This window comes from Bradyrhizobium sp. UFLA05-108 (assembly GCF_059803455.1).
This window is the reverse complement of sequence record NZ_JBANAZ010000009.1, coordinates 29,978-54,538: the sequence shown is the minus strand read 5'-3', so window position 1 is coordinate 54,538 and position 24,561 is coordinate 29,978. Positions and strand designations below refer to the sequence as shown.

The following is a 24,561-nucleotide window of genomic DNA, read 5'->3' as shown; positions in this document are numbered from 1 at the left end:
CTCTCGCACATCCAAAAGAGGCTCATCATGGTTGATCTTGTCGCGCTCCGCGGAGCGAACGCTGATCGCTGGGCGCATGCCAAGCTCACGCGCGGTGCCGAATTTTCACCTGTTGCGCAGCGCCTGGTGGCGCCGGCGGCCAAGCGGCGTTACCTCGCCATCTCCGCGCGCACCGGCGTCCCCTGGTTCGTCATCGCGGTCATTCATGAGCGCGAATGCTCACAAAGCTGGGCCGGCTCGATCGCGCAGGGCGATCCCTGGGCGAGGAAATCGATCCACGTCCCGGCTGGCCGCGGCCCATTTGCCTCCTGGGAAGACGCCGCAGTCGACGCGCTGGTGAATTGCGCGCCCTTTGCGGCGCGCAACAAGGACTGGTCGATCGGTGGGATCCTGACCCTGCTCGAGCAGTACAACGGCCTGGGCTACGCCTCAAAGGGCCGCGCGTCGCCATACATCTGGTCGGGCACCGATCAGTATGTGTCCGGCAAGTATGTGCGCGACGGCGTCTTTGATCCGAATGCTGTCGACAAGCAGCTCGGCTGCGCCGGGCTGTTGATGACGATGGCGTCGATCGACGCCTCGGTCCAATTCGGCGCGCCCGCGGCGTCGAATGTCGTTCCCTTTGTGCGCAAGACCGCCCAGCCGGTCATTCCCGCGCATCCCGATAGCGCTCCGGCAAAACCGTCGATTTCGAGCCCCGCGCCTGGCTCGGTCGGCGCCTGGATCGCTCATTTCTTCAAAAAGGCGGCATAGGAGAGACTCATGCTCTGGCTTGTATTGATCGGTGTGTTCGCGTTTTTGCTGCTCTACATTTGGATTGTCCGGCCGATTCTGAAGCAGCAACCGCTGCTATCGGCCGCGTTCAAGGCCGAAGCCTCGGCATGGGATAAGGTCCAAGCGAAGCTGACGGGCTTCCGAACCAAGCTCGTCGCGCGGCTACTCGCGATCGCGGGCGTCCTGGTTGGCCTTTACGATCAGGCGCTTCCGTTCGTCACCGGGCAGGATTGGACGCCGTTGACGGCGAAGCTGCCGGCCTGGTCGCTGCCGCTCGGCATGATGCTGATCGCGTGGCTGTTCGATTATCTGCGCAAGATCACGGACCGGGCACCGCAAGTCATCCTGCAGAAGGACGATAATGGCGTGCCGAAGGTGGTCGCGATCGAGAAGCCGGCCATCTGATGTTCCCCTGGTCGATCCTCGCAAATCTGATCGGCGGCCCGATCGTTTCCGGACTCATTGACGGATGGAAGGCAAAGCTCGCCTCCGACAATGCCGCGGAAAAGATCGCTGCCGATCTCGCGCAGCGCGAGCTCATGGTCGAGACGCGCGAGCGCGAGCTCGCTGTACAGCAGAACATCGCCGACGAGGGGCGATGGTGGACGGCGGCGCCGCGCGCGATCGCTTGTTGGGCGTTCGCGCTCTACATCGTGAAATGCGTGGTCTGGGACAAGGTGCTCGGCCTCGGATCGACAGATCCACTGGCCGGGGATCTCGCGACATGGGCGGGCTGGCTCATGGCGCTCTGGTTCGGCGGCCGTTCTGCCGAAAAGGTCGCGCGAATCCTCAAGCGGTGAAGGGAAGCGGGAATCGTGGAGGGGGTGAATTGGACGCTTGTCGTTTCGGCGACGTCGCTCGGGGTTGTCATCATCTCGAGCGCCGTCGGTATCGTGTGGAAGCTATCGCGCAACGAGATTTCCATGCGGGCCGAGGCGGCTGAGAAGTTCGCGGCGCTGCAGCTCGAGGGCGCGCAGCGTATGGCTACAATGGCCGAAAGATTTGCGACCGTCCAGGCCGAGACAGCACAGCGCGCCGCGACCGCGCAAGCGGAGGCAACCAGGACCGTTACTTCGCTTTCGGAAAAGATCTATCAGGTTGAGATCTGGGCGCGCGACGAGTTTGTCCGCAAGGGCAGCTTTGAGATCGTGATCGCGCGCATGGAGCGAGGCCTCTCCGAGCTCCGCACTGAAATTACTGGCCGGCTCGATAAGGTCGTCGATCGGCTCGACGCGAAGCAGTAGCCGGCAATCGCAATTTAAAAATACGAGGTCTTCTATGATCCGCCTGGTTATCCTGGCGGCGATCGCGCTTGCCTGCGCGAACGCATCCGCCCATGCACGCCATCGTCACCACGCGCCTCCCGACGGCCGGCCAGCCGCCTGGTGCGGCTGGTGGATGCGCCAGCATCTCAATGTTACCGATGTTCGCGGCAATCTCGCGCGCTGGTGGGCAGCCTACGGCGCGCGCGCTGCAGGGCCGTCCGTCGGCACGCTCGTGGTCTGGCCGCATCATGTCGGCATCATCACCGGCATCTCGCCGCAAGGCTGGATCATCAAGAGCGGCAATGATGGCCATGCCGTTCGCGAACGCGTGCGCTCGCTGCGCGGCGTGATCGCCTTCCGGTGGCCGCGATGAAAGCCGCCGGTACGCTGATCGATGCAGCCGCCTTCCAAGGCGAGCTGAAGAGAATGCTGATCGCGGCCATCCTCGTGCTTGCGATCGCGCTGGTGCTGGTCGCGGTCGAGCGCTTTGGCTGGCGCGGCCTTGTGATGGCGCTGCTACTCGGTGCGCCGCTGCTGGCCTGTCTTGCGATCGCCGGCATCGCCGCTCTCGGACTGTGAGGAGCCAAAAGTTCTTCTTCATGTCACGTCTGCCCGGCATCGGATGCTCCCGATTGCCGGACTTTTTGTTGCGCTCTCGGCGCTATGGTTTCTTGGTCTTCGGTATGGCGTAATCCCGCATGGCGGTGAGCGACACAGGCGTCGCTAGATCTGCCAGCGCCGCCATGAAGCGGATATTGCGCGCCAGGAATGCTTTTTCCACGCGCACCGCAATGACCGCGTGAGTGTCGTTTTCGGCGATGATCCGGGCTTCGGTTTCGAGATCGCTGCGTGGATCGTGATGCTGGTCGTGTGGCATAGAAAATTCCCATCCCTACTATCTTCCTCCCCGTTGTTATTTGGTTTCGCTTTTATAGAGAGGATCAAAGCACGCACACGCGGCGCTTGCTAAGAGTGTTGGTGTCCAAAATGGACACTCTCAGCCGCGCACGGTTAACAGCCTGCGATTGATTCAAATTAGCTCGATATCTTCTCGCTGATTGTGCGTACGAGCTTGGCAAGTGCCACCTGGTCCTTACGCATCATGCGCGCCAGGCGCTTGGCTGGCGTGCGGTAGGTGCTGCCGCTCCTCTCGACTGCGCCGTGGTCGCACAGGATGTTGATCTGCCGGATTACGGTTGATCGCGGGATGCCGACGAAGACGGATATCTTGCTTGCCGTCATCGGGCGGCCCTCGACCGTCCCGAGATAGACAGCCCCGATGATCAGGAGGACGCTGACGTTGGCGCCGAACTGGGCCTGGCCGTCGGGGACCGCGACCTTGTAAAGCTGGCGCGTGAGCTCAAACCACAGGCGTGTGAGGTGGTAGAGCCTTGGAAACTGTGCCATTGCAGGGAAGCCCCCTGCTACAGCCCAGCTGGTGCCGGGCGGGTGAAATTCAGCAGCAGAGCTTGCTGACCCCCATTATTCCCGCCGCACAGGGAGCGACCCTGCGCTGCTACTAGCGGTTATTCCTGGGGCCGCCCGGCCTATCGCCGGCATTTGCTCTGCTGCCTTACCCACGGTTGACGGATTTCACGCCGCCGATCGTGAGGGAGAAGAGTTTAGCACATCGGGGCTCGAGGTGAGAGGGAAGAGGTCTCCGAGGAACTTGGTCCTAGGAGATTCCAGCCGGACTACGCAACCGGAAACTGAGGCCCTCAGCGGGTAACGCACGACCTTGGAGGCTGTCTAGGACAATACCACGCGGGGCTGCACAGGAACGCACTGTGAACAAGCGGTTTACAACCAAAACAAAAAGCGGTGCCCTTTCAATGGGGCCAGAATCGGTTCGTTTCCAGGAATAATCCCGAAAAAACAACGACCTGCCCGCGCCTGGGAGACTAGGGGTCGGAGGTTCAAATCCTCTCGCTCCGACCAAAATTCTCAACAATGTCAGATCAGGTTTCGGGCGGTCGGCGCCAGCGGATCGCCCCGTTGGCGGTCGTCCCGGCAAAACGGCGAAAACAACCCCATGCATAGTAGCCGCCGACGGGTGGCGCCAGGCGCAGCGGATTTTGCGAAATCATTGACACGTCGAGGTAAATCGGCGGACTGACGCCATCCTGGCGCGGGGCCCCCTGTAAGACCCGGGACCCGGCGCTGGCGCGCACGATCTGACCCATGGTCGTCGTCCTCACGTCGGGCAAGCCGAACAGGCTCCGGCGTCGAGCTTCTATCTGGTTCGCGGCGCATAAGGACATTGGCGCACGCGGCGTGGATAGCTTCTGAAGCCGAACCATCTCACTACCTTGACCCAGAACCATTTTGTATCTACAAAATAATCCGGTGAAAATCATATGGGACGAACCGAAGCGCCTCGCGAATCTTGACAAGCACGGGATGAATTTCGCCGATCTCAATGAGAGATTCTTCGATCGGGCATTCGTGTTGCCGGCGCGAGGAAAGCGCTATCGTGCAATCGGCGTGAATATTCGCGGAGTGATTTGTGTCGTCTTTGCCGTTTACGGCAAGGAGGCCATCAGCATCATCAGCATGCGCCCTGCAAGCAAGGATGAGAGGAAGGCATATGAAGAAAACCGCCGCTAAGAAAAAGACGTCAAAGAAGCGCTACACAGCGAGCGATATGCGCGCAGTGAGTGACAATCCGGAATGGACAAAGGACGACTTCGCAAAGGCCCGCCCGTTCGACGAAGTTTTCCCGGGCATGCGCAAGGGGCGCGGCCCCAACAAGGCGCCGACAAAGAAAGCCGTTTCTCTCCGATTGAGTCCTGAAGTCGTTGAGCACTTCAAGCGCGGAGGGCCACGGTGGCAAAGCCGAATTGATGAAACCCTCGTGAAAATCGTGAGGCGTGACACGAAGGCGCGCGTCTAACCAAACCACTGCCTCCGCTCCTCACCCGATCGCAATCCGGCTGCCAATCGTGCGGCGTCTGCGTCGTGCGCTCGGGCCATTTTGCGCGAGGCTGGTCGCCGCCCGAACCGTCAGACCTTCCGATAGGTGACATGCCCCGTCGCGAACGGGATGCCGGCTCGCCCGGCGCTACCTCGCACGATGCAGGCTCGCTCGTCGATCGCGTAGAACCAATCGTCGAAATTCAGCTTGAAGGATTTGCCGCCGGCTTGCGGCGTGTCGCGGGTGTACTTCCAATGGAATGCGCAGCCGGCTTGCTCGCCTATGGCCTCGCCTTCAAGGCGATTTTCCAACCCGGTGTACTTGCCTCCGTCGCCTTTTCGTATCGTCCAATGCAGCGTGTCCGTGTGTCCATCATCGAACGTATAGGTCTCGATGAACACCACAGTATCAGTGTCCGCATCCAGTTCGCCGTGGCCTTCTATCGTTGCGCGCTTCAGTAATCCGCCAACCAGGCTCTCCAATACGGCCCAGCCTTCGAGCCGTCCGACGAAAAATCGCTCGGGAAGAAACAGCGGCGTTGTGGATCTGAAAGCCTCGATCGCCATCGGTAAGCCCATTCGGAAAGCGTCTAACCAAGTCGCTTGCACCGACGAGGTTCCTGATCAGTGCGGAAACATGCTCGGCTCGGTGCGCTCGACGATCCGCAGCACGCTCTTGCAGGCCGGACATTCATACGATCGAATTTCGTACCGCCCGGCGGCCGGTTCGCTTCGGACGAATGTGCGCGGCTGGTCGCACGGGGTGCAGCGTGGCCTTTCGAAGTATTGATTGCGGTTCATGGCAGAACCCAAATCGCAGCGTCAGGAAAAGAAAAGGAAACGTCCACCCGCAAAATATCGGGCGGCCACCGAGTCCAATATCAAGCGGCTGATCTCAGCCTCGGTGCAAGTATCGTATTCGCGACGCGAGCCTACAAACGGTTCGGTATCCGACGCTTCCTGTCGGAACACAGTGCAAGTTGCAGCTTGGCCACAGCATCGCGGTCATTTTCGGGCGGACGAACGTGTCTGATCTCAATCGCCGGATGATAGTTCAATTTTCAAAAAATCTACAAAAATCAAATGCTTGCCTCCGCTTCGGAAGGCTGGGGCCGAGGTTTAGATCCTCTCGCTCCGACTGTTTTCAGCACGTTTTGCAAGAGGTCGGCAGAAACCGGTCCTCCGGGCGTTTCCTCCCCTTTCGGGGTAGGGCCTTAGGCGTGGCCCTTGATCTCGTAGTGACCTGGCACACACTTGTAGCGTTCGATGCGCCAGTTGACGTGATAAATCGGGTGCTCACCCATCCATTTTGCGAGTTCGGCCTGCGCGCCGACCGCACACTGCATGAGCGAGATTTCGGGCGTCATGTTGCTGTCGGTGACGATTTCCTCGACGCAACCGCCTGAGGCTGCTGCGCCAAGCCGGCAGAGCACGGCCACGACGGTAATAAACATGCATTTCACCTCTTTGGTTGTTACTCGCCATGAGGAGATGCAAGTGGAGTGCCACGCCCTGTGTCGATCGCGACACGATGGCTTGAAGACTCACCTCAGCTTTTCGCCCCATTTGATGATTCGGATTGTAAAAAAAATCCCCTCAATCCGAAGCCGGACAAATACGGGGAACCGGCTGCTATGAACCATCGTAAAGGCGGCGTCGCCGCTCGCCCGCTTCATCGCTGTGGTTGCAGCCGGTAGGTTTGAACGCGGTGAAGGCCGCAATCGTGGTCGTGCGCTCGAACTGCGGGAGAAGCTGCTCACGCTGTGGAATGCGATCACCGCCGACAATCTTCCCGCCTGCAATGCGCCATGCGATGTCCATGCGGCGGAATAATTCGTCCGCCGACTTTTGTCGTCGTCGTGCCGCAGCGCCGGCCTGCTTTACCGCAGGCGCGGCGCTGCTACACTTTGCAGCGGCCCATGCATTGCCCGCGAAGGCCAACAAGACCAACAACCAGACCAATAGCGAGGGGCCGAGCCCATGAAGGACTTTTCCGGAAAGATCGCCGTCATCACCGGCGGGGGAACGGGGATGGGGCGCGAGCTCGCGCGCCAGCTCGTCGCCGAGGGCTGCAACGTCGCGATGTGCGATGTCTCGGAAGCCGCGATGGCCGAGACCAGGCGGCTGTGCGAGGTCGAGAAGCTGCCGCAGGGCCTGCGCGTCACAACCCATGTCGCCGACGTCGCGATCGAGGATCATCTCAAGCGCTTTCGTGACGAGCTTGCCGAGCAGCAGAAGACCGACAGGATCCATCTGTTGTTCAACAATGCCGGCATCGGCGGCGGTGGCAGCCTGTTCACCAACACGCGCGAGCAGTGGGAGCGCACCTTCAACATCTGCTGGGGCGGCGTCTATCTCGGCGTGCGCACCTTCCTGCCGATGCTGGTTGCGGCCGACGAGGCGCACATCATCAACACCGCGAGCGTCAACGGCTTCTGGGCCTCGATCGGCATGGGGCAGGCGCACACCGCCTACAGCTCGGCCAAATTCGCGGTGAAGGGGTTTACGGAGGCGCTGATCAACGATCTCCGCCTGCACGCGCCGCACGTCAAATGCTCGGTGGTGATGCCCGGTCACATCGGCACATCGATCGTCTCCAACTCGCGCAAGGTGCAGAGCGGCGACGGCTCAGAGCGCCTCAATGCCGACGAGGTCGCGCTGACCCGAAAGCGCATGGTCGCGGCCGGCGTGCCGGATGCCGACAAGATGTCGGACGAGGACGTCCAGGCGGCGTTCGCCGAGCGTGCTCGCAGCTTTCGCGAGGATGCACCGACCACGGCCGCGCAGGCCGCGAAGATCATCCTCGACGGCGTCAAGGCCGAGCGGTGGCGCATCCTGGTCGGCGAGGACGCCGTGCGCCTCGATCAGCGCGTGCGCGCCACGCCCGAAGAGGCCTATGAGCGCGCCTTCTACGAGGGCTTTGCCCGGGAGGTCGGTTGGCGGCTGGGGTGAGGCGAGGGGCGGTATTGCCAATTCGATGTCGTCCCTGCGAAGCCATGCCATTTTTGCACGAGTGTCGTGTGTCCACGTTGTAGCCGTCATGCCCCGCGAAAGGCGAAAGCGGGCACCCAGTACGCCGCGGCCTCTCCATATACGTCACTGTCTCTGGAATACTGGATCGCCCGCTTCTCGCGGGCGATGACAGCGAGAGTGGGGCGAAGGCTTCAACAACCTCGTCAGGCGAAGCGCATCCGAAGTTGTGCGCGCGCTGAGGCGATGATCCCGGATTGCGCTTCGCTGCGGGTCGCTCGGTCTCCGGGAGCATTGCGACTCGGTTGCGGGCCAAAGAGCAGCCGTCGCAGCGAGTTGACGCAGAAATTTTGCTGCGGCGGTCGCGATCGCGAAGCAACGGGATGTCGCCCACGCGATATCACGAAGTCACTCAAGCGATCTTGATCGCCAGGCGGGCCGTTGCGGGCTCGTTTCGGCCGCCGGTACCTTGGTAGCTGGACCAAAATAAGTTATTCGGTCAATTGTTGAAGATAGCAAATGAAGCTTCGTTTCGCATGATCCCCGCCTGCCTTCCCGACGATTGGGCTTTCTGGCCGGAGCGGGAAGACCTCTCCGCCGAATTCATGCGATTGCTCGCGGCCGCCCAGGAGGGCGGGGCGACGATCGCCGAGTGCCTCCTGATCGCGCGACGGATCAGGCGCGGCGACGAGCTCTCCTGGCATCGCGAATGGCTGGCGCTTGCGCAGACCAATCGCGAGCGCGGCGACGCGGCGTTCGCCGGCGGCCATATCGCCACCGCCCAGCGCAACTGGCTTCGCGCCATCAGCTACTACAATGCCGCAGCACTTCCGCTCGAGCCTGCGGACCCGCGGCGCACTGAGGCGGTTTTGGCGATGCAGGGTTGCGCGCGCAGCTTCCTCAAGGTGAGCAGTCCCGCAGGCGAGGTCGTCACGATGCCGTGGCTGAACGGTCATTCGCTGCAGGGCTACTTCCTGCCGGCGCAGCCGACGGGCTGGCCGCGGGCGACGGTGGTCTGCATTGGCGAGCCCGGGCATCGCAAGGAGGAGTTCTTGATCAAGCTCGCGCCGTTCGCGCGCGAGCGCGGCCTGTCGATGCTGGCGATCGATCTTCTGGGCGAGCGCAGCGACGATGACCTCGACAGGATCCTGCGCCGGCGCGATCTCGAGACCTCGATCACCGCGATCATGGACTATCTGTCGTCGCGTGCCGACGTCGACTTCGGCCGCGTCGCCATCCTCGCGGACGGCTGGGGCTCCTCATTCGTGGCCCGCGCGATCGTGCACGAGCCGCGGCTCGCGGCGGCGGTGTGTGACGGCGGTCTGTGGGATCTGCACGAGCGCGCCTTTCTCGCCAACCGCATCATGCTGCGCGATGCCAGCCTCGTCCCCGGACCCGAGGCCACCCTGATCGCCCGCGACATCGATTGTCCGGTGCTGATCACGCTCGGTGACGACGGCTGGCTGAAGCCGGACCGCGCGCGGCAGATGGTGCAGCAGGTGCGCTCCACGCGGTCGGATGTGACGCTTCGGGTGTTCACCGCCGAGGAGACCGCCGCGGCGCAGTCGCATGCCGACAACCCGACCCTTGCCAACGAGTACATCTTCGACTGGCTGGCGTCGCGGCTTGGTCAGTTGCCGGCTTAAAGAATCTCAGAAATCCAGCGCGACCCTTACGCAGGCCTTCTCGAGGCGGTTCTTGACGGTGGCGAGCTTCTCGGTGAACGCGGTCAACTCGTCCTGGTCGAACTCCTCGAACACATATTCCCGAATCGCCTTGTACTGCTCGGTGAGGCTTGCGAGATGCTTCTGCGTCTTGTCGGTGAGCGACAGCCGGACCACTCGCGCGTCGGTCGGCGAGGGCTTGCGGCGCAGCAGGCCCTTCTTCTCCAAAAGCTTCGACTGGGTGGTGATGAAGGACGGATCGACGTGGAGTAGCTTGGACACGACGTTGACGGGAACGCCGTCGTCCTTGTCGAGGTCGGAGATCGCCATCAGGATCATCCATTGTGGCCCGGAGATGCCGAGCGTGCGGGCCCAGAACTGTCGAAGCTCCTCGAGATAGTTGTTGATCGAGGAGATCTCCCAGGTGAAGCACTTGATGATGTCCAGATGTCCGACGGAGCGATGACGCGCTCCGTCCTTCCTCGTCGCGGACACGGCTTCCCTCCTCGTTTGATCCTTGTCACCGACGCTATCGGCACCCATTGTCGATGCAAGTTTGCTCTGAGGCAACGTGCCAGAGCAAGGTAATTATGTCACGCATATTACACAGATGACCTGGTCAGCCTTGGCTGCGGCCGGTCGGTGTTGCGCCCGGGTCACAGCGCGGCCGCAATCATATAGCTGATCTAATAAACTATTTTGATTAGCAAAGTGACGCATGCATATTCGCGCCCGACGGTTCAAGGGGATTCTTCGGCCGTCCCGTTGCAGGTGGTTCGCACAGGTTGCCCGCGCGAAGGCGCGCGCCTCCGAAGGCGAAAAGCGGCCGAGCGGTTTTCAAAAGGCGGGGATCTGGGGGCTGATGGCCCGCCTCGCCATGAATGAGCAACTTGGAGGTTGAATATGAAATTGGTGAAGAGCCTTTTGCTCGGCTCAGCGGCGGGTCTGATCGCCGTGGGCGGAGCACAGGCAGCCGATCTCCCCGTGAAGGCCAAGGCGGTCGAATACGTGAAGATCTGCTCCCTGTACGGTGCCGGATTCTACTACATGCCGGGCACTGACACCTGCATCAAGTTCGGCGGCTACCTGCGTGCCGACGCGACGGTTGGCGCGGGCGACTATTCCTTCCAGCAGGGCGCGAACCAGGGTTCGAACAACCGTCTGACCAACTACTGGTACAGCCGCGCTCGTATGGACTTCACCGTCGACACCCGCACGGCGACCGAGTACGGCGTTGTGCGCACCTACGCGGACATGGTGTTCACCTGGACGAGCAACACCTTGACCGGCAGCAACCCGTCGGCGCAAGGGGCCTCGGACGGTAGCGCCCAGCTTGGCCTTTACCATGCGTTCATCCAGTTCGCCGGCTTCACCTTCGGCCGCACGGTCTCGATCTTCGACGCTCCGTGGCAGAGCTATCCGGCCGGCGGTCCCGACACCATTCCGGGCGGTTCGAACAACGTCAACGGCATCAACCAGGTTGCCTATACGGCTGACTTCGGCCAGGGCATCACCGGTTCGGTGGCCTTGCAGGATATGACGACGGCGACAAACGGCCAGTCGAACCTCTGGAACGTGTCCTCGGGTACGGCCGCTCAGTTCGTGACGGGCGTCTACGGTGCCAACGATTGGGGTGGCACGCGTTCTCCCGACATCGTCGGTGCTGTTCGCGTCGACCAGGCCTGGGGTCTGGCCCAGATCTCGGTTGCCGCGCATGACATCCATTCCGCTTACTACGGCACCACGGAAGTCTCCGGTCACCCGGCTGACAAGTGGGGCTGGGCGGTTCAGGGTTCGTTGTCGATCAAGAACATCCCGACGGGACCTGGCGACAACATCAACCTGCAGGCCGTCTACACGGATGGTGCGAGCCGCTACAACTTCCAGAGCCTGTTCCCGCAGAGCTTCTTCATCTTCAGCGGCACCGGCCTGGCCGGCGCCTACCAGAGCACTGGTTTCGCTGGCATTGCTGACGGCGTCTTCGGCACCGGCACCGGCATCGATACCGTCAAGACCTGGGGCTTCCGCGGTGGCTACACCCACAACTGGAGCCCGAACTGGGCGAGCGCCATCTACGGTGGCTATGCTCAGCTGAAGTACGGCACTACGGGCAAGGCCCTGATCTGCACCAACTTCGCTGCGATCGCCGTGGCCGGTTCGACCTGTAATCCGGACTTCAACTTCGCGGTCATCGGTGTCAACACCGTGTGGACCCCGGTCAAGAACCTGGCGTTCACCGCGGACGTGAACTGGACGCATCTGGACCAGAAGTATACCGGCGCGATCAACAGCCCGGGCATCACTTCCGCTGCCAAGCCGGCAGCCGTGTATGAGCTGAAGGACCAGAACTCGGTCAGCATGCTCCTGCGCGCCCAGCGCAACTTCTAAGATCGATCTCTCGACCGATCAGAGAACCCCGGCGGGCAACCGCCGGGGTTTTTTCTTGGCCGTTTTTCTTGGCCGTTTTTCTTCGCAGATTTTGTTGGCTGCTTTATCGCCGGCCGGCTCTGGCAGAGCAGGCCTTACGTGAAACGAAGGCGTGCCATGCAATTCGTTCGCTCTCAAATTTATTTACTTAGCTGATTTACTCAGCTATATTCCTCCAGCCGACAAGTTGAACTGACGGCTCCTGGCTTCATGCTAGGCCTCCAAAACCTCCGGCAGTGCCCTGCCGGAGGTTTTTACTTTGTGGTGGCTGCGAGCAGCAGTCAGCTACGCACGAGGCGCCCGCGCGAGTTTGGCCGGTAGGCGAGGCGCGCGTGGCCCGTGCAATATGACTGGCCGTCGGGCGAGGCGTTGCCGCAGAAGCAGAAGTCATCCGCGCCGGGTGTCGAGATCGGCCAGCGGCAGCGGTTCTGGGTCAATTCGAGCAGCGAGCAGCGGTTGGTCTCATCGATCGGCGCGAGCGCTAGCGGCGTTTCGGCCTCGTCATGGATCGTGGCGAGCATTTCATATTGCAGCCTGCGGAGGGTCCGCAGGGCCCGCGCGGTACTCTTCTCCGCGCTCCGCTCCTCCCGCCTCGGACCGCGCGTCAGGTTGAGGCGGCTGAGCTTGCCGATAACGGCGTTGCGGCTGACGCCGATATCAGCGGCGATCTCGCGGCAGGATAGGCCGGCGTGAAAATGGCTTTTCAGAAGTTCGATGCGCTCAACGGTCCAGGTTGCAGCGGACGTTGGCGAGGTCGGTGAAACAGCAGGCATGTTGTGACGGTCCCAGGTTGCAAATCGACCACCCCGTCCAAAACCGTCCGCGTTGCGCGCTCCTTGAGCCTCACGTCCTGCCATTGTCGCGAATCGACAAGAGTCCGTCTTTGATGGCGAGACGGATGCCTTCTTCGATCAAGGTCCGTGCGACGCCGGGAACGCTGGTGCCGTGGGTGCCCTGTCTCACCAGTTTTTCGAGATACGTGATGGTCGAGAGCGCCAAGGTTACGGGAATGCGGTCAGTCTCGGCTTTTTCGGTGGCCATGACACAAACGCTAGCCTCTTACGCGGGTACAGAAAAGTAACGTTTAAGACTCTATTTAGAAACGGGGAGGAGTCAAATCCGGATCGAACCGGTGTCCGAGACCATTGGAATCGCTGGAGAAATTCCGCGTGCCGGCGCGCCGCGCGATTTTCACCGGCGGCGGGTGTTGGATTGTGGGGGAGGGGCGGCGGGGCGAGCTAGCCGTGCACGAGCGATTTCTCGATCATGCAATGGATGCCTTTTGAGCCGTTGACGGTCTGCGTCACCCGCAGATCCGCGGCAAGGCTGCACAGCGTATAGGCGTCCTCGCGCGACAGGTTTCGTTTCTCGCCCAGGAGCGCGATCATGTCGCGCAGCGCGCGCACCACGCATTGGTCGAGGTCCGGGTCCATCGCCATGGTCATGTAGTGCGAGACCGTCTCTGCGCGTGGGTAGGCGAGCTTCATGTCCTTGCGCAGCGTGAGGCGGAAGCGGCCTTGCAGCGCGGTCTCGATCGCAGTGACGCAGACCTCGCCGTCGCCCTGCACGCCATGGCCGTCGCCGCAGGAGAACAGTGCGCCCGGCACGAACACCGGCAGATAGAGCGTGGCGCCCGCACCAAGCTCCTTGTTGTCGAGATTGCCGCCTATCGCGCGCGGAACCAGGGAGGAGATGCGGCCCCAGGCGGGCGGCGGCGCGACGCCCATCACGCCGAAGAACGGTTTGAGCGGCAGGTCGAGGCCCCAGGGCATGCGGCCGACCATCCGCGTCAGATCAAGCGGGATGTTGAGAATGCGCGTCTCGTGGAAATCGTCGGGCAGGGTGCCCGAGAGCGGCCTGATCAGATTGTAGCCCCAATCCTGCCGCGGCGTGACGTCGAGAATATGGACCTCGAGCACGTCGCCGGGCTCGGCACCATTCACCGCGATCGGGCCGGTGAGAATGTGGCCGGGCAGCATGCGCTCGCTCTTCGCATGAACCTCGAACAGCTCCGGTGGAATATGAAACTGGTTACGGTCGGGCAGCACGTCCGGCCCGCCGCTGATGGTGTCGACCGTCACCTCGTCGCCGCTCTCGATCGTGAGGACCGGCTTCAGCTTCGCCTCGAAGAAGCCCCAATGGCAGGTTTCGGGGCTGGACTGCAGGTGATGGTGGGTCATAGGGCGTGTCCGGTTGTTTTCGTTGGGACTCGTCATGACCGGGCTTGACCCGGCAATCGGTCCTCTTTCAAGAACATTTCTGAAGAAGGATCGGCCCGTCAAGGTCCGCCCATCGATAGGCTCGATGATCCCAAAGCGAGGCTCCCCTGTTTTTCGTCCTGTCCAAGACGCTCGGCGTCGCGCTCTTACCGATCAACTTCCTGGTCGAACTCGGCATCCTCTCGCTCGTCCTGATGGCGACGCGCTTCGCGCGAACAGGCCGCAGGCTTGCGGTGGCCGTGCTGGTCCTGCTGGCGCTCACCGCATTCTCGCCGCTCGGCAAACTCCTGCTCTATCCCCTGGAGTCGCGCTTTCCGCCGTGGGATGCCTCGCGCGGCGCGCCCGACGGCATCATCGTGCTCGGCGGCTCCGTCGACACCGACTTGTCGGCGGCGCATCAAACGCCAGTCGTCGCCCGTGCCGCCGATCGCATGTTGGCGCCCGCTGCGCTCGCACGACGCTATCCGAATGCGCGCATCGTCTTCACCGGAGGCAGTGCCAACCTGATCTCGAACGAGGCGAGGGAGGCCGACTACTCGGCGCCGATCCTAGAGAGTGTAGGCATCCCTAAGGAACGCCTGATCGTGGAGCGCAACTCGCGCAATACCTACGAGAACGCGACGTTCACAAAGCAATTGGTCTCGCCGAAACTCGGCGAGCGCTGGCTGCTGGTGACCTCGGCATTCCACATGCCGCGCTCGGTCGGGATCTTCCGCAAGGCCGGTTTCGACGTCGAGGCCTATCCCGTAGATTGGCGAATGGGTGGGCGCGAGGATCTCCTCACCTTCAACGATATGGGCCGCGACGGGCTTCTACAAACCGATATCGCGGTGCGCGAGTGGATCGGGCTCGTGGCCTACCGCCTGATGGGCCGAACCGGCGAGTTGCTTCCGGGGCCAGCCAGGGACTAGAAACGGGGATACGAAAATCATCGCGCCGCCGGGAGGACGCCATGCAGCCAGCGAACGCCGAACCGATCGATCTCGCCGGCATCGTGGCCGACCTCAACACGCTGCTCCGACTGAAGACGACGGTGATCGGCATGAAGCTGTTTGCACGCGCCGAGGACATGGAGGCGATCCCGAAGATCCGCCGGCCGAATGCGGTTCACACCACCGACCAGATCGTGAGCATGGCTTCACGTCTCGGCTGGACCGTCGGCATCACCGCGGATGATCTCGTTGGCGCGCAGTGTCGCGCCGTGATTGGCCTCTCGCCACAGGACGAGCAATGGCTTGCGGGCGAGAATTACGTTGGCGTGTGGCATGGCACGGCCGAGGACGCGCGCAAGCGCCAGGAGGCGCTCGACGTGGTACCGTTCGGACAATACCGGGCGCTCGCGGTGAGCCCGCTGGCGAGCGGCCGGCTCGATCCGCCCGACATTTGTCTAGTCTATGCGACGCCGGGGCAGATGATCATCCTGATCAACGGGCTGCAATATACCGGCTACAGGAAGTTCGAATGGGGCGTGGTCGGCGAGACTGCCTGCGCGGACTCCTGGGGGCGGGCGCTAAAAACCGGCGAGCCCAGCCTGTCCTTGCCATGCTATGCCGAACGGCGCTATGGCGGCGTGCCGGACGACGAGATGCTGATGGCGATGAGCCCAGCACATCTTGCCAAGGCGATCACGGGCATGAAGGCGCTGGCGAAAAACGGCCTGCGCTATCCGATCCCGCCCTATGGAATTCAAAGCGACGTCCGTGCCGGCATGGGCGTGAGTTACGGAAAGAAGTAAAGGCCGCCGATCATGAGCTCTGCGAAATTCGACATCGTCGTCTATGGCGCGACCGGGTTCACCGGCCAGCTCGTCGCCGAATATCTGGCCGCGCAATACAAGGACGACAAGGCGCTGAAATGGGCGATGGCCGGCCGCAGCCTCGACAAGCTGAAATCCGTGCGCGAGGCAATCGGCGCGCCCAGTGACACGCCGCTGATCGTAGCGGATGCGGCTGATCCGGCGTCGCTGAAGGCGATGGTCGCGCAGGCGAAGTCGGTGATCACGACCGTTGGTCCGTATCAGTTCTACGGTGAAGAGCTGCTCGCCGCTTGCGTGGCGGCGGGCACGGACTATTTCGATCTCTGCGGCGAGCCGGTCTGGATGCGGCAGATGATCGACAAGTATGAGGCGGCAGCCAAGACGAGCGGCGCGCGCATCGTGTTCTCGTGCGGCTATGATTCCGTCCCGTTCGAGCTCGGTACGTTCTTCGTGCAGGAAGAGGCCAAGCGTGTGCTCGGTGCGCCGGCTGCGCGCGTGAAGGGGCGTGTGCGCGATATGCGTGGCACGCTATCGGGCGGCACCGCGGCAAGTGCGAAGGCGACCTTCGATGCGGTCGCCAAGGACCTCAGCCTTGTCGCCATTCTCAACGATCACTTCGCGCTGACGCCCGGCTTCACCGGACCGAAGCAGCCGAAGGGCAACAGGGCGGCCTATGAGGAGGACCTGCAATCCTGGACCGCGCCGTTCATGATGGCGCTGATCAACACGCGTAATGTCCATCGCTCCAACATGCTGATGGGCTTCCCCTACGGCCGCGAGTTCGTCTACGACGAGATGGTGCTGACCGGTCCCGGCGAGAAAGGCGAGGCCAATGCGAAGCGTGTGATGGCTGCCAATGCCGAGAAGACCGGCCCGAATGCGCCGAAGCCGGGCGAGGGGCCGTCGAAGGAGGAGCGGGAGAACGGTCTCTTCAATCTGCTTTATGTTGCGATCGCGCCCGACGGCCGCCAGGTCCGCGCCGGCGTCACCGGCGACCGCGATCCCGGTTACGGCTCGACCTCGAAGATGATCTCCGAATGCGCGGTCTGCATGCTGCGTGACACGCCGGATGTGCCGGCTGGTTTCTGGACGCCGGGCGCAGCGATGCAGCACAAGCTGATCAAGCGGCTTGAAGAGCACGCGGGTCTGACGTTCAGGGTGGAGAAGTAGCCGCATATTGTAGGGTGGGCAAAGCGAAGCGTGCCCACCACTTCCGGCGCGGCGAGTTCAAGTGGTGGGCACGGCGCTTTGCGCCTTTGCTCACCCTACGACGGCGTGCGCATCGGCAGCGCTCGCTACGCCGCCCGCGCATCGTATGCATACATGAAATCCATCCCCTTCGAGCTCAGCGGCAAGAGCCATTTCAGCATCTGATCGCGGATGAAGGCGCCGGTGGCTGAGAATTCGCGCTTGCTGTTGCCGTTGCGGCGGGCGATCGCAACGATCTTTTCCGCGCGAGGGCGACGCTCGGCTTCGAAATTCTGGAAGGTAGCGCTGAACTCCTGGCCCTCCGCCATCAGGCGGCCGAGGCGAAGCGCGTCTTCCAGCGCGAGCGAGGCGCCCTGGCCGGCATGCGGGCTCGTCGCGTGCGCCGCGTCGCCGATCAGCAGCGAGCGCTTGCGCGACCAGGTCGGAAGCGTCGCGACGTCAAGCGTATCGGTGACCACGATGTTTTCAGCTGCCTCGATGATCGCGGGGATCGGATCGTGCCAGCCGCGGTGGAAGTCGCGTAAGTGCTGCTTGAGCGTCGCCTGATCCTGCGCTCGGAACATCGCCGCATCCATGCCGTGGGCGGGCTGCGTGCTCCACCACATCACGCCGTCATTTGGATCCGGGCTACAAAAGCCGTAGCCGAAGAAGCCGCTCTGGCCGAACGTGGTCTCGACGCATTGGCCGATCGGATGGCCCGCGAGCACGGCGCGCGGCACGAAGCCGCCAAAGCCGATCAGGCCGGTGTTGAAGGGTTTTGGCCCGTCCGGCACGACCTGGCGGCGCGCCACCGAATGCACGCCGTCGGCGCCGATCAGGAAGTCGCCTTCCGCGGTGGTGCCGTCGGCGAAATAGGCGATGATCGGCTGGTCGCCGCGGTCCTCGATCTTGATCAGGCGCTTCTCGAAATAGAGCGAGACGCAGGAGCACCAGGCCTTGTCGATCAGGATCTCGTTCAGCGTGGCGCGACAGATATTCACCGCGGGCTGGCCGAAGCGCCGCTCCATGTCGCGGTTGATCGAGCCGAGCTTCTGGCCGCTTTGCGAATAGAAGTCGAAGGCTTCAGCGATCGAGCCGCGGCTGGTCACTTCGCGCGCGAGCCCGATCTCGTCCATCACCTGCATGCCGTTCGGCGCGAGCTGCAAGCCGCCGCCGATCCCCTTGGAATAGGGCCAGGCCTCGAAGATCTGCGCCTCGATGCCGGCGCGGCGGAGCAGGATTCCGGCGACGGGCCCGGCGATGCCGGCGCCGATGATGAGGGCCTTGCGGGGGCGTGACGACATGGCTTGCTCCTGGGACTGCTGCGGTGCTAGTAAAAATCACGGCCACTGATTATCTTAGTGGCTAAGATATATATCTGCTAAGATATGAGGCTGGCCTTGTCAAGAGGGAAAGCGCGCGCGGGTTTGGTGCAGGAACTCGAGGAGGCGATGCGCCGCTCCTCGGCGCAGGGCGTGCTGTACGGCCAGGCCGTTGCGAACGTTGCTGGAATTTCCGGCTCCGACCTCGAATGCATGGACTTTCTGCAACTGGAGGGACGCGCGACCGCGGGGCGGCTTGCCGAGGTCACAGGGCTGACGACGGGGGCCATCACCGGCGTCGTCGACCGGCTGGAGAAGGCGGGCTATGTGCGCCGCGAGCGCGACGAGGACGACCGTCGCAAGGTGTTCATCACCATCGTGCCGGAGGCCACGGCCGAGATCGGTAAGCTCTACGTGCCAATGCAGCAGGCGATGCACAAGGTCTGGAGCCGCTATTCCGACGAGGAGCTGAAGCTGTTGCTGCGCTTTGCGACCGACGCCTACAAGGGCGTGCTCGAGGCGACGGAGGCGCTGAACGGCGTGCTCGCCACGCCGCCGGAGAAGCGCGCCAGTCTCAAGACGCCGAAGGCGCCTCGCTGATCAATCAGCATCGCGGCATGAACCGAGGATTTCGGTTCACCTCTCCCCATCGGGTTCACACGGCTAGCCCTTGTATTCCACGACATAGAGGCCGGCACTGAAATCGGTGACGTAACAGAGCGCGTTCTTGTCGACGAAGACGTCGGCCGAGTGCAGCACGACGGGACGGTTAGGCCGTGGGTCCATCCACTTCGCAGGCGGCGGCGGAACGAACGCGCCGATCTCCTTCGGGCGAAACTGATCCTTGATGTCGTACACGCGCAGGCCCGCATTCTGATAGGTCGCGAAGATGACCTCCTCGCTGTAGAATGCGTCGGGCCGGTTTTCGTGCACGTTGTGCGGGCCGAAATGGCCGCCGACCTTCAGATAGTCCTTGTTCGACGGCGCCGGGAATGTCGAGATGCTGATCGGATTGGACTTCACCTGGTTGTCGAAGATCCAGATCGGCTTGAAGCCGTCTTCCTGATTGTCGAGCACCGTCTCGTCGACGACGACGAGCAGGTTACGGTTGGGCAGGGGAAGCGCATTGTGCGTTCCGCCGCCGAACGGTGGGGCCCATACCTTGTGGGTGATGAGTTTCGGATTGGACTTGTCCTTGACGTCCACGACGGCGAGGCAGGCGTCGCGCCAGCTGCAATAGGCGACATCATCACGGACGATCGGATGGTGCAGGCCGAAACGGCCGTTCTTGGTCGGCCAGTTCGGCACCTCGCCGGCAGCCTTGTTCATCCCCGGCAACCAGTATTTTCCGACAAGTTGCGGTTTCGTCGGATCGGCCAGATCGATCACGATCATGATGTAATCGGTGAAGCCATCCAGCAGCGCGGAGGCATAGGCCCACCGGCCGCCGGTCCAATAGATGCGATGCAGGCCGGTGCCGTCGACCGGCATGAAACCGATCTGCTTGGGATCGCCAGGCGCGGAGAGATCGTAGACGGCCATGCCGGCCGACCAGTCGCGCTCGTCCTGCTTCTCGTCGGCGTGATGGTCGACGGAGCCCTTGTAGTAGTTCTTTTCGTCGGCAAGCTCGGCTTGCGCGAACATGTCCTTGTTGTGGATCACGAGGAGCTTGTCCTCGGCGGCCTGGAGATGCAGCGTCCAGGTGTTGTGCGGAGCGGCGACGTATTTGACGGTCTTTGGGCTCTTGGGATCGCGCACGTCGATGACGGAAAAGCCCTTGGAGAAGATGTGGCCGACATAGGCAAAGCCCTTGTGGACCATGATCTGCACGCCGTCGCAGCGTCCGCCCTGGTCGCTGTAGCCGACAAGCTTCAGGTTGGCGGTGGCGTAGTCGGGTTTGGGAAGATCGTTGCTCATCGGCTGCCTCTGCAAATTCCAATAGGGGAGGAAAGTCGTCCGAGGGTTCGGGAGGGAGGCGGCCGCAGCGACGAGTGCGACCGCCTCTGTGGTTGCTCGCTTCCGGTGCTGCTACTTCACGCCCCAGATCTTCTTGTATTCGTCGCGATAGCCGTTGCCGGGATCGAACTTGTTGTCCTTGCCGCCGTCCTTCTCGACATTGTCGGCGGTGAAGAGATGGACGTGGGGAACGAATCCGCTCGGCTTCTCGCCGGCGAAGGCGCGGTTGATCTCATCGACCATGATCCAGCCCTGAAGATTCAATGGCTCGGCCACGGTTGCGTTCTGATATTGTTTTTCCCGGATGCGCTTGAACGCAGGAACTGAACCGTCTCCCGCTGATATCTGCTGCGGGAATCCTTCGGCAGGATCCACGCCCGCCGCTCGCAGTGCTGGCGCCGAGAAGTCGTAATAGAGGTCGTTGACTGCGATCGAGTAGGTCCACTGCTTGCCGTATTTGGAAAGCAGCGACGTTGTGAGCTGGCCCATCCGGTTGGAGAGATCGGCAATCGGCGTATCGACGACTTCAAGCACCTTGCAGCCCTTGCAGCCTTCCACGGCAGCCCGCTCCGCGTTGGTCTTGGCGGTTGCGATGGCATAGATCGAGTCCGTGAACAGGATGACGCCGGCGTGGCCATCTGACTTCACGACAGCCTGGAGCCCTGCGGATTTCGCGACCTCGGTCGGATCAGTCGTCACGTTGGTGAAGACGGCGGGAATACCCTCGACCGGTCCCGGCGTCGGGCCGGCATGCCAGCCGATGATCTTGATACCGGCGGCAGCAGCCTGCTCGAGCAGAGGTTGCTGCTCCTTGCTATCGATGCCGACGTTGAGGATGCCGTTGGGCCTCATCGCGATCGCCTGCGTCAGCGCGGTTGCGTGTCCGGGCACGGTGCCCTGACCGTCGAGCTGGCGCACGTCCCATCCCAACGCTTTTGCAGCCTCCGCCGCGCCGTCGCCCGCGCCTTGCGCACCGCCATTGCGCTGATCGGTCGAGACGATGACGATCAGCTTCTTGCCCTGTGCTTTCGGACCCATGGTCGGCCCGTCCCATTTGGTCACGGGTGCTGCCACGTCTTGAAGAAAGGTCTTTGCCTTTTCGATATAGGCCGCGTCGTCATCGGCGCGCGCCCAGGCCGTGCCGAGCAGTAGCACGCTCGCCGACGTCAAAAGCCCTTTCAGTACGACTTTGCTCGCTATCATTGCTTCTCTCCCCGGATTGAACTGGCAGCCAGAAGCGGCCGCCAGGCCGGCTTTGCCGGCGGCGTACGCAGCGGCGTCAGGTGGCCCTGGCCGTCTCTGCGGATTTTGATTGGGTCGGCATTGCCTTTGGATCGCGTGGCGGCGGCTTGGCGACCGCGCGACGGCGCTGCGCGAACGCTGCAAGCGCGATCGCGACGACCAGCGTCGTGCCGTTGAAAAGGGGCTCGATGAAGAAAGCGCCGCCGAATAACTGGATGCCGGAAATGCCGACGGCGAGAATGAGGATGCCGAACACACTCCCCCAAACATTGACGCGGCCGGGCTTGATTGTCGTCGATCCCAGGAAGGCGCCGACGAGGGCAGGGAGAAGGAAATCGAGCCCCACATTCGCCTGGCCGATGCGCAGCTTTGCCCCGAGCACGCAACCTGCGAGCCCGGTGATGACGCCGGAAGCCACGAACACGCCGATCACATAGGCCCGTACCGGAATGCCGTTGAGCGCTGCTGCCTTCTCGTTGGCACCAATCGCGTAGATGAAACGGCCGATCGGCAGGCGCTCGCTGACGATCCACAAGACAATTGCAAGCCCGATCACGTAGAAGGCGGGGATCGGTATGCCGAATACCGACGCCCAATTAATCGCCACGAAATCGGGCGGCAGATTGCCGATGATCTGGCGGCCTTCGGTGTGCCAGAGCGCAAGCGCATAGAGGATCGTGCCGGTGCCCAGCGTCGCGACGAAGGCATCGACCTGGGCGACTTCGACCAGCACGCCATTGACGAGACCGACGAAGCCCGCGCAAGCCACGACCAGCAGGATCGCGATCGGCCACGAGATGCCGTATTTCACTTGGAAGCTGATCGCCAGGATGTGCCACATCACGATGCCGAAGCCGACCGTGAGATCGATGCGGCCGGCCATCATCGGCAGGGTCGCAGCGAGCGCCAGCAGCGCGACGATGGATTTGTCCGCAAGGATCGAGCGTGCGTTGAGCCAGGTCGGAAAAGTATCCGGCAGAGCGATCGAGAAGAAGATGATCAGGAGCAACGTCAGCAACGGCAAGCCGTACACCGGGAGCAATCGCAAGATCGCCTGCCCGTTGGTCAGCGCTGCGAGTTCGGGTCGCGTAGGCTCCAGGGCATTCGACTTGATGGATTGCATCTTAGGCCTCGGTCAGTGTGCCGCCCCTTACGCTGCGACGGAGCTGCCCGCGACGCTGGCGGAAGCGGCGGACAACAGATTGCTGATGGACAGATCGTCGGAATGAAGCTCGCGAACGACGTGGCCGCGGCTGAACACCAGCGCGCGATGGCAGACCTTCGCGATCTCCTCGAAGTCGGTCGACACGATCAGAATGGCGGCGCCTTCGGAAAGCGCCACATCGAACAGCTTGTAAATCTCTGCTTTCGAGCCGACGTCCACGCCGGCCGTCGGGTCCTCGAAGACATAGACCTTGGATTTCAGATTGAGCCAGCGCCCGATCGCAACCTTCTGCTGGTTTCCGCCGGACAATAGCTCGATCGCCAGGTTCGGATCATTGGGCCGAAGATCAACAGTCACGCCGAGCCGCCTGGCCGTTGCGCGCTCCTTCGCCGGCGCAAGCCAGGTTGAAGCCGCGTGTCCTGCTGCGAGGGGATTGAGGAAGAAGTTCTCCCGCACCGACAGGCCCGGGACGATGGATTCTCCGACGCGGTCCGCGCAGACGAGGCTGATTCCCAGATCCATCGCACTCCGCGGAGAAGTGATCTCGACGGGCACGCCGTCGATCAGGATTCGTCCGCTGGTAACCGCTTCCATGCCGAACAGCGCGCGGCCGAGGGCCTCCTGGCCTGCGCCACGCAAGCCGACGAGACCAACGATTTCGCCGGCGTGGATGCGGCAGTCGATCGGCCCGACGGACGTCATCGATGCATGGTCGAGCCCGAGGCGAGCTGCGCCTTCGCGCTCGGCGGGCCGTCGGAAGACCTGAGATGGCTCGCGTCCGACAATGAGCAGGATGGTTTCATCCGGCGATGTCTGCGTGATCATGCGCTCGCCGGCCATCCGGCCGTCGCGCAATACGACCATCCGGTCGGCGACTTCGAACACCTCGTCGAGCCGATGCGAGACGTAGATCATGCCTACACCGTGATCGCGCAGGCGGCGGAGTGCCGTGAACAGGCGCAATACCTCGTCCGCAGGAAGACTTGCGGTCGGCTCATCAAGCACCAGGATTTCCGCGTCAGTCGCGAGCGCACGGGCGATCGCGACCAGCGATTTCTCCGTTCGTGTCAGGCTTTGGATACGGAGGTCCGGATCGATGTCGGCGCCGAGTCTTGCAAGGGCAAGCTCGGCCCGCTTGCGCGCCTTGGTCCAGTCGATGACGCCGAAACGGCGGGGATAGCCGAGGGTCAGGCAGATGTTTTCGGCAACCGTCATCCAGTCGATCAGTCCGAGATCCTGATGGATGAACGATAGGGGCAGGCGCCTGACCGAGGACGTCATATCCTGGCCTGCATAGGAGATGGTTCCGCTGTCGGCGGAGTACACGCCCGCCAGGATTTTGATCAGGGTCGACTTGCCCGCGCCGTTCTCGCCAAGAAGAGCGACGACCTCGCCGCGGCCCACGGCCATGCTCACCTCGTTGAGGGCCTGGGTACCGCCGAAGCGCTTGCACAGACGATCGATCCGAAGCACCTTGGACTGAGTGCCCTCGGGCGGCTCGTCATCACTGCGCCGAGGGCCATCGCCTGTCACTGCGGCGCCCCTCCCATTTCGCAGACGATTTCCTCGCGAACGACTTGGTTCGTCTTTTTCATCATTGTGCAACCGCGCTTCTTTGCGTCGCGACCTGCATTCGAGCCCCATTTCGTCCGAGCAAACGGCTCTCGCGAAAGGTCAATCGATTAGAATTGTCGGGTCTC

The 24,561-nt window shown here is 62.5% G+C and carries 30 protein-coding genes; 15 read left to right on the top strand and 15 right to left on the bottom strand.

All coding sequences use genetic code 11. The features are described from left to right. Window positions 1–27 precede the first annotated feature (27 nt). From SO140_RS08955 to SO140_RS08930, 6 genes are read left to right on the top strand one after another with little or no spacing between them, the layout of a single operon-like run. Window positions 28–753 (top strand): hypothetical protein, encoded by a 726-nt coding sequence (locus SO140_RS08955; RefSeq protein WP_498542432.1) that lies wholly within the window; start codon window positions 28–30, stop codon window positions 751–753. 9 nt (window positions 754–762) lie between these two features. Next, window positions 763–1,179 carry a hypothetical protein gene (locus tag SO140_RS08950; RefSeq protein ID WP_498542431.1) on the top strand — a complete coding sequence of 139 codons (417 nt, stop codon included), beginning with the start codon at window positions 763–765 and terminating at the stop codon, window positions 1,177–1,179. After that, window positions 1,179–1,574, top strand: a complete 396-nt coding sequence (locus SO140_RS08945; RefSeq protein WP_498542430.1) for a hypothetical protein — start codon at window positions 1,179–1,181, stop codon at window positions 1,572–1,574. Before SO140_RS08950 ends, SO140_RS08945 begins: the two co-directional genes overlap by 1 nt. 24 nt (window positions 1,575–1,598) lie before the next feature. Further along, window positions 1,599–2,018, top strand: coding sequence for a hypothetical protein (locus SO140_RS08940; protein WP_498542429.1), 420 nt, complete (start codon window positions 1,599–1,601; stop codon window positions 2,016–2,018). A gap of 34 nt (window positions 2,019–2,052) precedes the next feature. Beyond that, window positions 2,053–2,412 carry a C40 family peptidase gene (locus SO140_RS08935; protein WP_498542428.1) on the top strand — a complete coding sequence of 120 codons (360 nt, stop codon included), beginning with the start codon at window positions 2,053–2,055 and terminating at the stop codon, window positions 2,410–2,412. After that, window positions 2,409–2,618 carry a hypothetical protein gene (locus SO140_RS08930; protein ID WP_498542427.1) on the top strand — a complete coding sequence of 70 codons (210 nt, stop codon included), beginning with the start codon at window positions 2,409–2,411 and terminating at the stop codon, window positions 2,616–2,618. The genes SO140_RS08935 and SO140_RS08930 overlap by 4 nt, the downstream gene beginning before the upstream one ends. 82 nt (window positions 2,619–2,700) lie before the next feature. Here SO140_RS08930 and SO140_RS08925 read toward each other — a convergent pair whose 3' ends face one another. The 3 genes from SO140_RS08925 to SO140_RS08915 all read right to left on the bottom strand — a co-directional run bounded on the left by SO140_RS08925 (window position 2,701) and on the right by SO140_RS08915 (window position 4,222). After that, window positions 2,701–2,916 carry a hypothetical protein gene (locus tag SO140_RS08925; protein ID WP_498542426.1) on the bottom strand — a complete coding sequence of 72 codons (216 nt, stop codon included), beginning with the start codon at window positions 2,914–2,916 and terminating at the stop codon, window positions 2,701–2,703. Between the two features lie 158 nt (window positions 2,917–3,074). Further along, on the bottom strand, window positions 3,075–3,446 hold the full coding sequence (locus tag SO140_RS08920) for a hypothetical protein (RefSeq protein ID WP_498542425.1): 372 nt from the start codon (window positions 3,444–3,446) through the stop codon (window positions 3,075–3,077). Window positions 3,447–3,997: 551 nt separating this feature from the next. After that, window positions 3,998–4,222 carry a hypothetical protein gene (locus SO140_RS08915; protein WP_449380670.1) on the bottom strand — a complete coding sequence of 75 codons (225 nt, stop codon included), beginning with the start codon at window positions 4,220–4,222 and terminating at the stop codon, window positions 3,998–4,000. Window positions 4,223–4,385: 163 nt separating this feature from the next. Here SO140_RS08915 and SO140_RS08910 point away from each other — a divergent pair, with 163 nt between their 5' ends. Beyond that, the gene (locus SO140_RS08910) at window positions 4,386–4,646 is read left to right on the top strand and encodes a BrnT family toxin (RefSeq protein ID WP_449380669.1); all 261 of its coding nucleotides are present in this window, start codon (window positions 4,386–4,388) and stop codon (window positions 4,644–4,646) included. Beyond that, window positions 4,627–4,932 (top strand): BrnA antitoxin family protein, encoded by a 306-nt coding sequence (locus SO140_RS08905; protein WP_449380668.1) that lies wholly within the window; start codon window positions 4,627–4,629, stop codon window positions 4,930–4,932. Before SO140_RS08910 ends, SO140_RS08905 begins: the two co-directional genes overlap by 20 nt. Window positions 4,933–5,042: 110 nt before the next feature. On the opposite strand, the gene SO140_RS08900 is transcribed toward SO140_RS08905, so the two are convergent. The 3 genes from SO140_RS08900 to SO140_RS08890 form a co-directional block, all read right to left on the bottom strand. Continuing rightward, window positions 5,043–5,519 (bottom strand): DUF3833 family protein, encoded by a 477-nt coding sequence (locus tag SO140_RS08900; RefSeq protein ID WP_449380667.1) that lies wholly within the window; start codon window positions 5,517–5,519, stop codon window positions 5,043–5,045. A gap of 647 nt (window positions 5,520–6,166) precedes the next feature. Continuing rightward, window positions 6,167–6,406 (bottom strand): hypothetical protein, encoded by a 240-nt coding sequence (locus SO140_RS08895; protein ID WP_449380665.1) that lies wholly within the window; start codon window positions 6,404–6,406, stop codon window positions 6,167–6,169. Window positions 6,407–6,584: 178 nt separating this feature from the next. Next, the gene (locus SO140_RS08890; RefSeq protein ID WP_498542424.1) at window positions 6,585–6,896 is read right to left on the bottom strand and encodes a hypothetical protein; all 312 of its coding nucleotides are present in this window, start codon (window positions 6,894–6,896) and stop codon (window positions 6,585–6,587) included. Window positions 6,897–6,932: 36 nt separating this feature from the next. Between SO140_RS08890 and SO140_RS08885 the strand changes: the two genes are divergently transcribed. Both SO140_RS08885 and SO140_RS08880 read left to right on the top strand, forming a co-directional pair. Then, window positions 6,933–7,904: an SDR family NAD(P)-dependent oxidoreductase gene (locus SO140_RS08885; RefSeq protein WP_449380663.1), complete on the top strand. Its 972-nt coding sequence runs from the start codon at window positions 6,933–6,935 to the stop codon at window positions 7,902–7,904. A gap of 554 nt (window positions 7,905–8,458) precedes the next feature. Continuing rightward, window positions 8,459–9,568 carry an alpha/beta hydrolase family protein gene (locus SO140_RS08880; protein WP_449380662.1) on the top strand — a complete coding sequence of 370 codons (1,110 nt, stop codon included), beginning with the start codon at window positions 8,459–8,461 and terminating at the stop codon, window positions 9,566–9,568. 6 nt (window positions 9,569–9,574) lie between these two features. Here SO140_RS08880 and SO140_RS08875 read toward each other — a convergent pair whose 3' ends face one another. Then, window positions 9,575–10,081, bottom strand: a complete 507-nt coding sequence (locus SO140_RS08875; RefSeq protein ID WP_473121168.1) for a MarR family winged helix-turn-helix transcriptional regulator — start codon at window positions 10,079–10,081, stop codon at window positions 9,575–9,577. Window positions 10,082–10,489: 408 nt separating this feature from the next. Here SO140_RS08875 and SO140_RS08870 point away from each other — a divergent pair, with 408 nt between their 5' ends. Next, entirely contained in the window at window positions 10,490–11,974 is a 1,485-nt protein-coding gene (locus tag SO140_RS08870) for a porin (RefSeq protein ID WP_498541611.1), read from the top strand. A 320-nt stretch (window positions 11,975–12,294) separates the two neighbouring features. Here SO140_RS08870 and SO140_RS08865 read toward each other — a convergent pair whose 3' ends face one another. The 3 genes from SO140_RS08865 to SO140_RS08855 all read right to left on the bottom strand — a co-directional run bounded on the left by SO140_RS08865 (window position 12,295) and on the right by SO140_RS08855 (window position 14,193). Further along, entirely contained in the window at window positions 12,295–12,786 is a 492-nt protein-coding gene (locus tag SO140_RS08865; RefSeq protein ID WP_449380659.1) for a GcrA family cell cycle regulator, read from the bottom strand. Window positions 12,787–12,856: 70 nt separating this feature from the next. Next, entirely contained in the window at window positions 12,857–13,054 is a 198-nt protein-coding gene (locus SO140_RS08860; RefSeq protein ID WP_007603456.1) for a hypothetical protein, read from the bottom strand. A 197-nt stretch (window positions 13,055–13,251) separates the two neighbouring features. After that, window positions 13,252–14,193, bottom strand: coding sequence for an acetamidase/formamidase family protein (locus SO140_RS08855; RefSeq protein WP_449380658.1), 942 nt, complete (start codon window positions 14,191–14,193; stop codon window positions 13,252–13,254). Between the two features lie 146 nt (window positions 14,194–14,339). Here SO140_RS08855 and SO140_RS08850 point away from each other — a divergent pair, with 146 nt between their 5' ends. Genes SO140_RS08850 through SO140_RS08840 form a run of 3 tightly spaced genes read left to right on the top strand, consistent with a single transcriptional unit; the run spans window position 14,340 to window position 17,158 of the window. After that, window positions 14,340–15,143: a YdcF family protein gene (locus SO140_RS08850; RefSeq protein ID WP_449380710.1), complete on the top strand. Its 804-nt coding sequence runs from the start codon at window positions 14,340–14,342 to the stop codon at window positions 15,141–15,143. A 41-nt stretch (window positions 15,144–15,184) separates the two neighbouring features. Continuing rightward, on the top strand, window positions 15,185–15,967 hold the full coding sequence (locus tag SO140_RS08845) for a DUF169 domain-containing protein (RefSeq protein WP_449380657.1): 783 nt from the start codon (window positions 15,185–15,187) through the stop codon (window positions 15,965–15,967). 12 nt (window positions 15,968–15,979) lie between these two features. Beyond that, a complete protein-coding gene (locus SO140_RS08840; RefSeq protein ID WP_498542423.1) occupies window positions 15,980–17,158 on the top strand; it encodes a saccharopine dehydrogenase family protein in 1,179 nt (392 codons plus the stop codon). 125 nt (window positions 17,159–17,283) lie between these two features. Here the strand turns inward: SO140_RS08840 and SO140_RS08835 are convergent, their stop codons facing one another. Next, window positions 17,284–18,480 (bottom strand): FAD-dependent monooxygenase, encoded by a 1,197-nt coding sequence (locus tag SO140_RS08835; RefSeq protein WP_449380655.1) that lies wholly within the window; start codon window positions 18,478–18,480, stop codon window positions 17,284–17,286. Between the two features lie 147 nt (window positions 18,481–18,627). Between SO140_RS08835 and SO140_RS08830 the strand changes: the two genes are divergently transcribed. Then, the gene (locus tag SO140_RS08830) at window positions 18,628–19,098 is read left to right on the top strand and encodes a MarR family winged helix-turn-helix transcriptional regulator (RefSeq protein ID WP_498541613.1); all 471 of its coding nucleotides are present in this window, start codon (window positions 18,628–18,630) and stop codon (window positions 19,096–19,098) included. Window positions 19,099–19,161: 63 nt separating this feature from the next. Here the strand turns inward: SO140_RS08830 and SO140_RS08825 are convergent, their stop codons facing one another. From SO140_RS08825 to SO140_RS08810, 4 genes are all read right to left on the bottom strand, one after another. After that, window positions 19,162–20,415: an LVIVD repeat-containing protein gene (locus SO140_RS08825; RefSeq protein ID WP_449380654.1), complete on the bottom strand. Its 1,254-nt coding sequence runs from the start codon at window positions 20,413–20,415 to the stop codon at window positions 19,162–19,164. A gap of 111 nt (window positions 20,416–20,526) precedes the next feature. After that, window positions 20,527–21,654 (bottom strand): substrate-binding domain-containing protein, encoded by a 1,128-nt coding sequence (locus SO140_RS08820; protein WP_498542537.1) that lies wholly within the window; start codon window positions 21,652–21,654, stop codon window positions 20,527–20,529. 79 nt (window positions 21,655–21,733) lie between these two features. Further along, on the bottom strand, window positions 21,734–22,819 hold the full coding sequence (locus SO140_RS08815; protein WP_449380652.1) for an ABC transporter permease: 1,086 nt from the start codon (window positions 22,817–22,819) through the stop codon (window positions 21,734–21,736). A 27-nt stretch (window positions 22,820–22,846) separates the two neighbouring features. Then, window positions 22,847–24,394, bottom strand: a complete 1,548-nt coding sequence (locus SO140_RS08810) for a sugar ABC transporter ATP-binding protein (RefSeq protein WP_498542422.1) — start codon at window positions 24,392–24,394, stop codon at window positions 22,847–22,849. Window positions 24,395–24,561 lie beyond the last annotated feature (167 nt).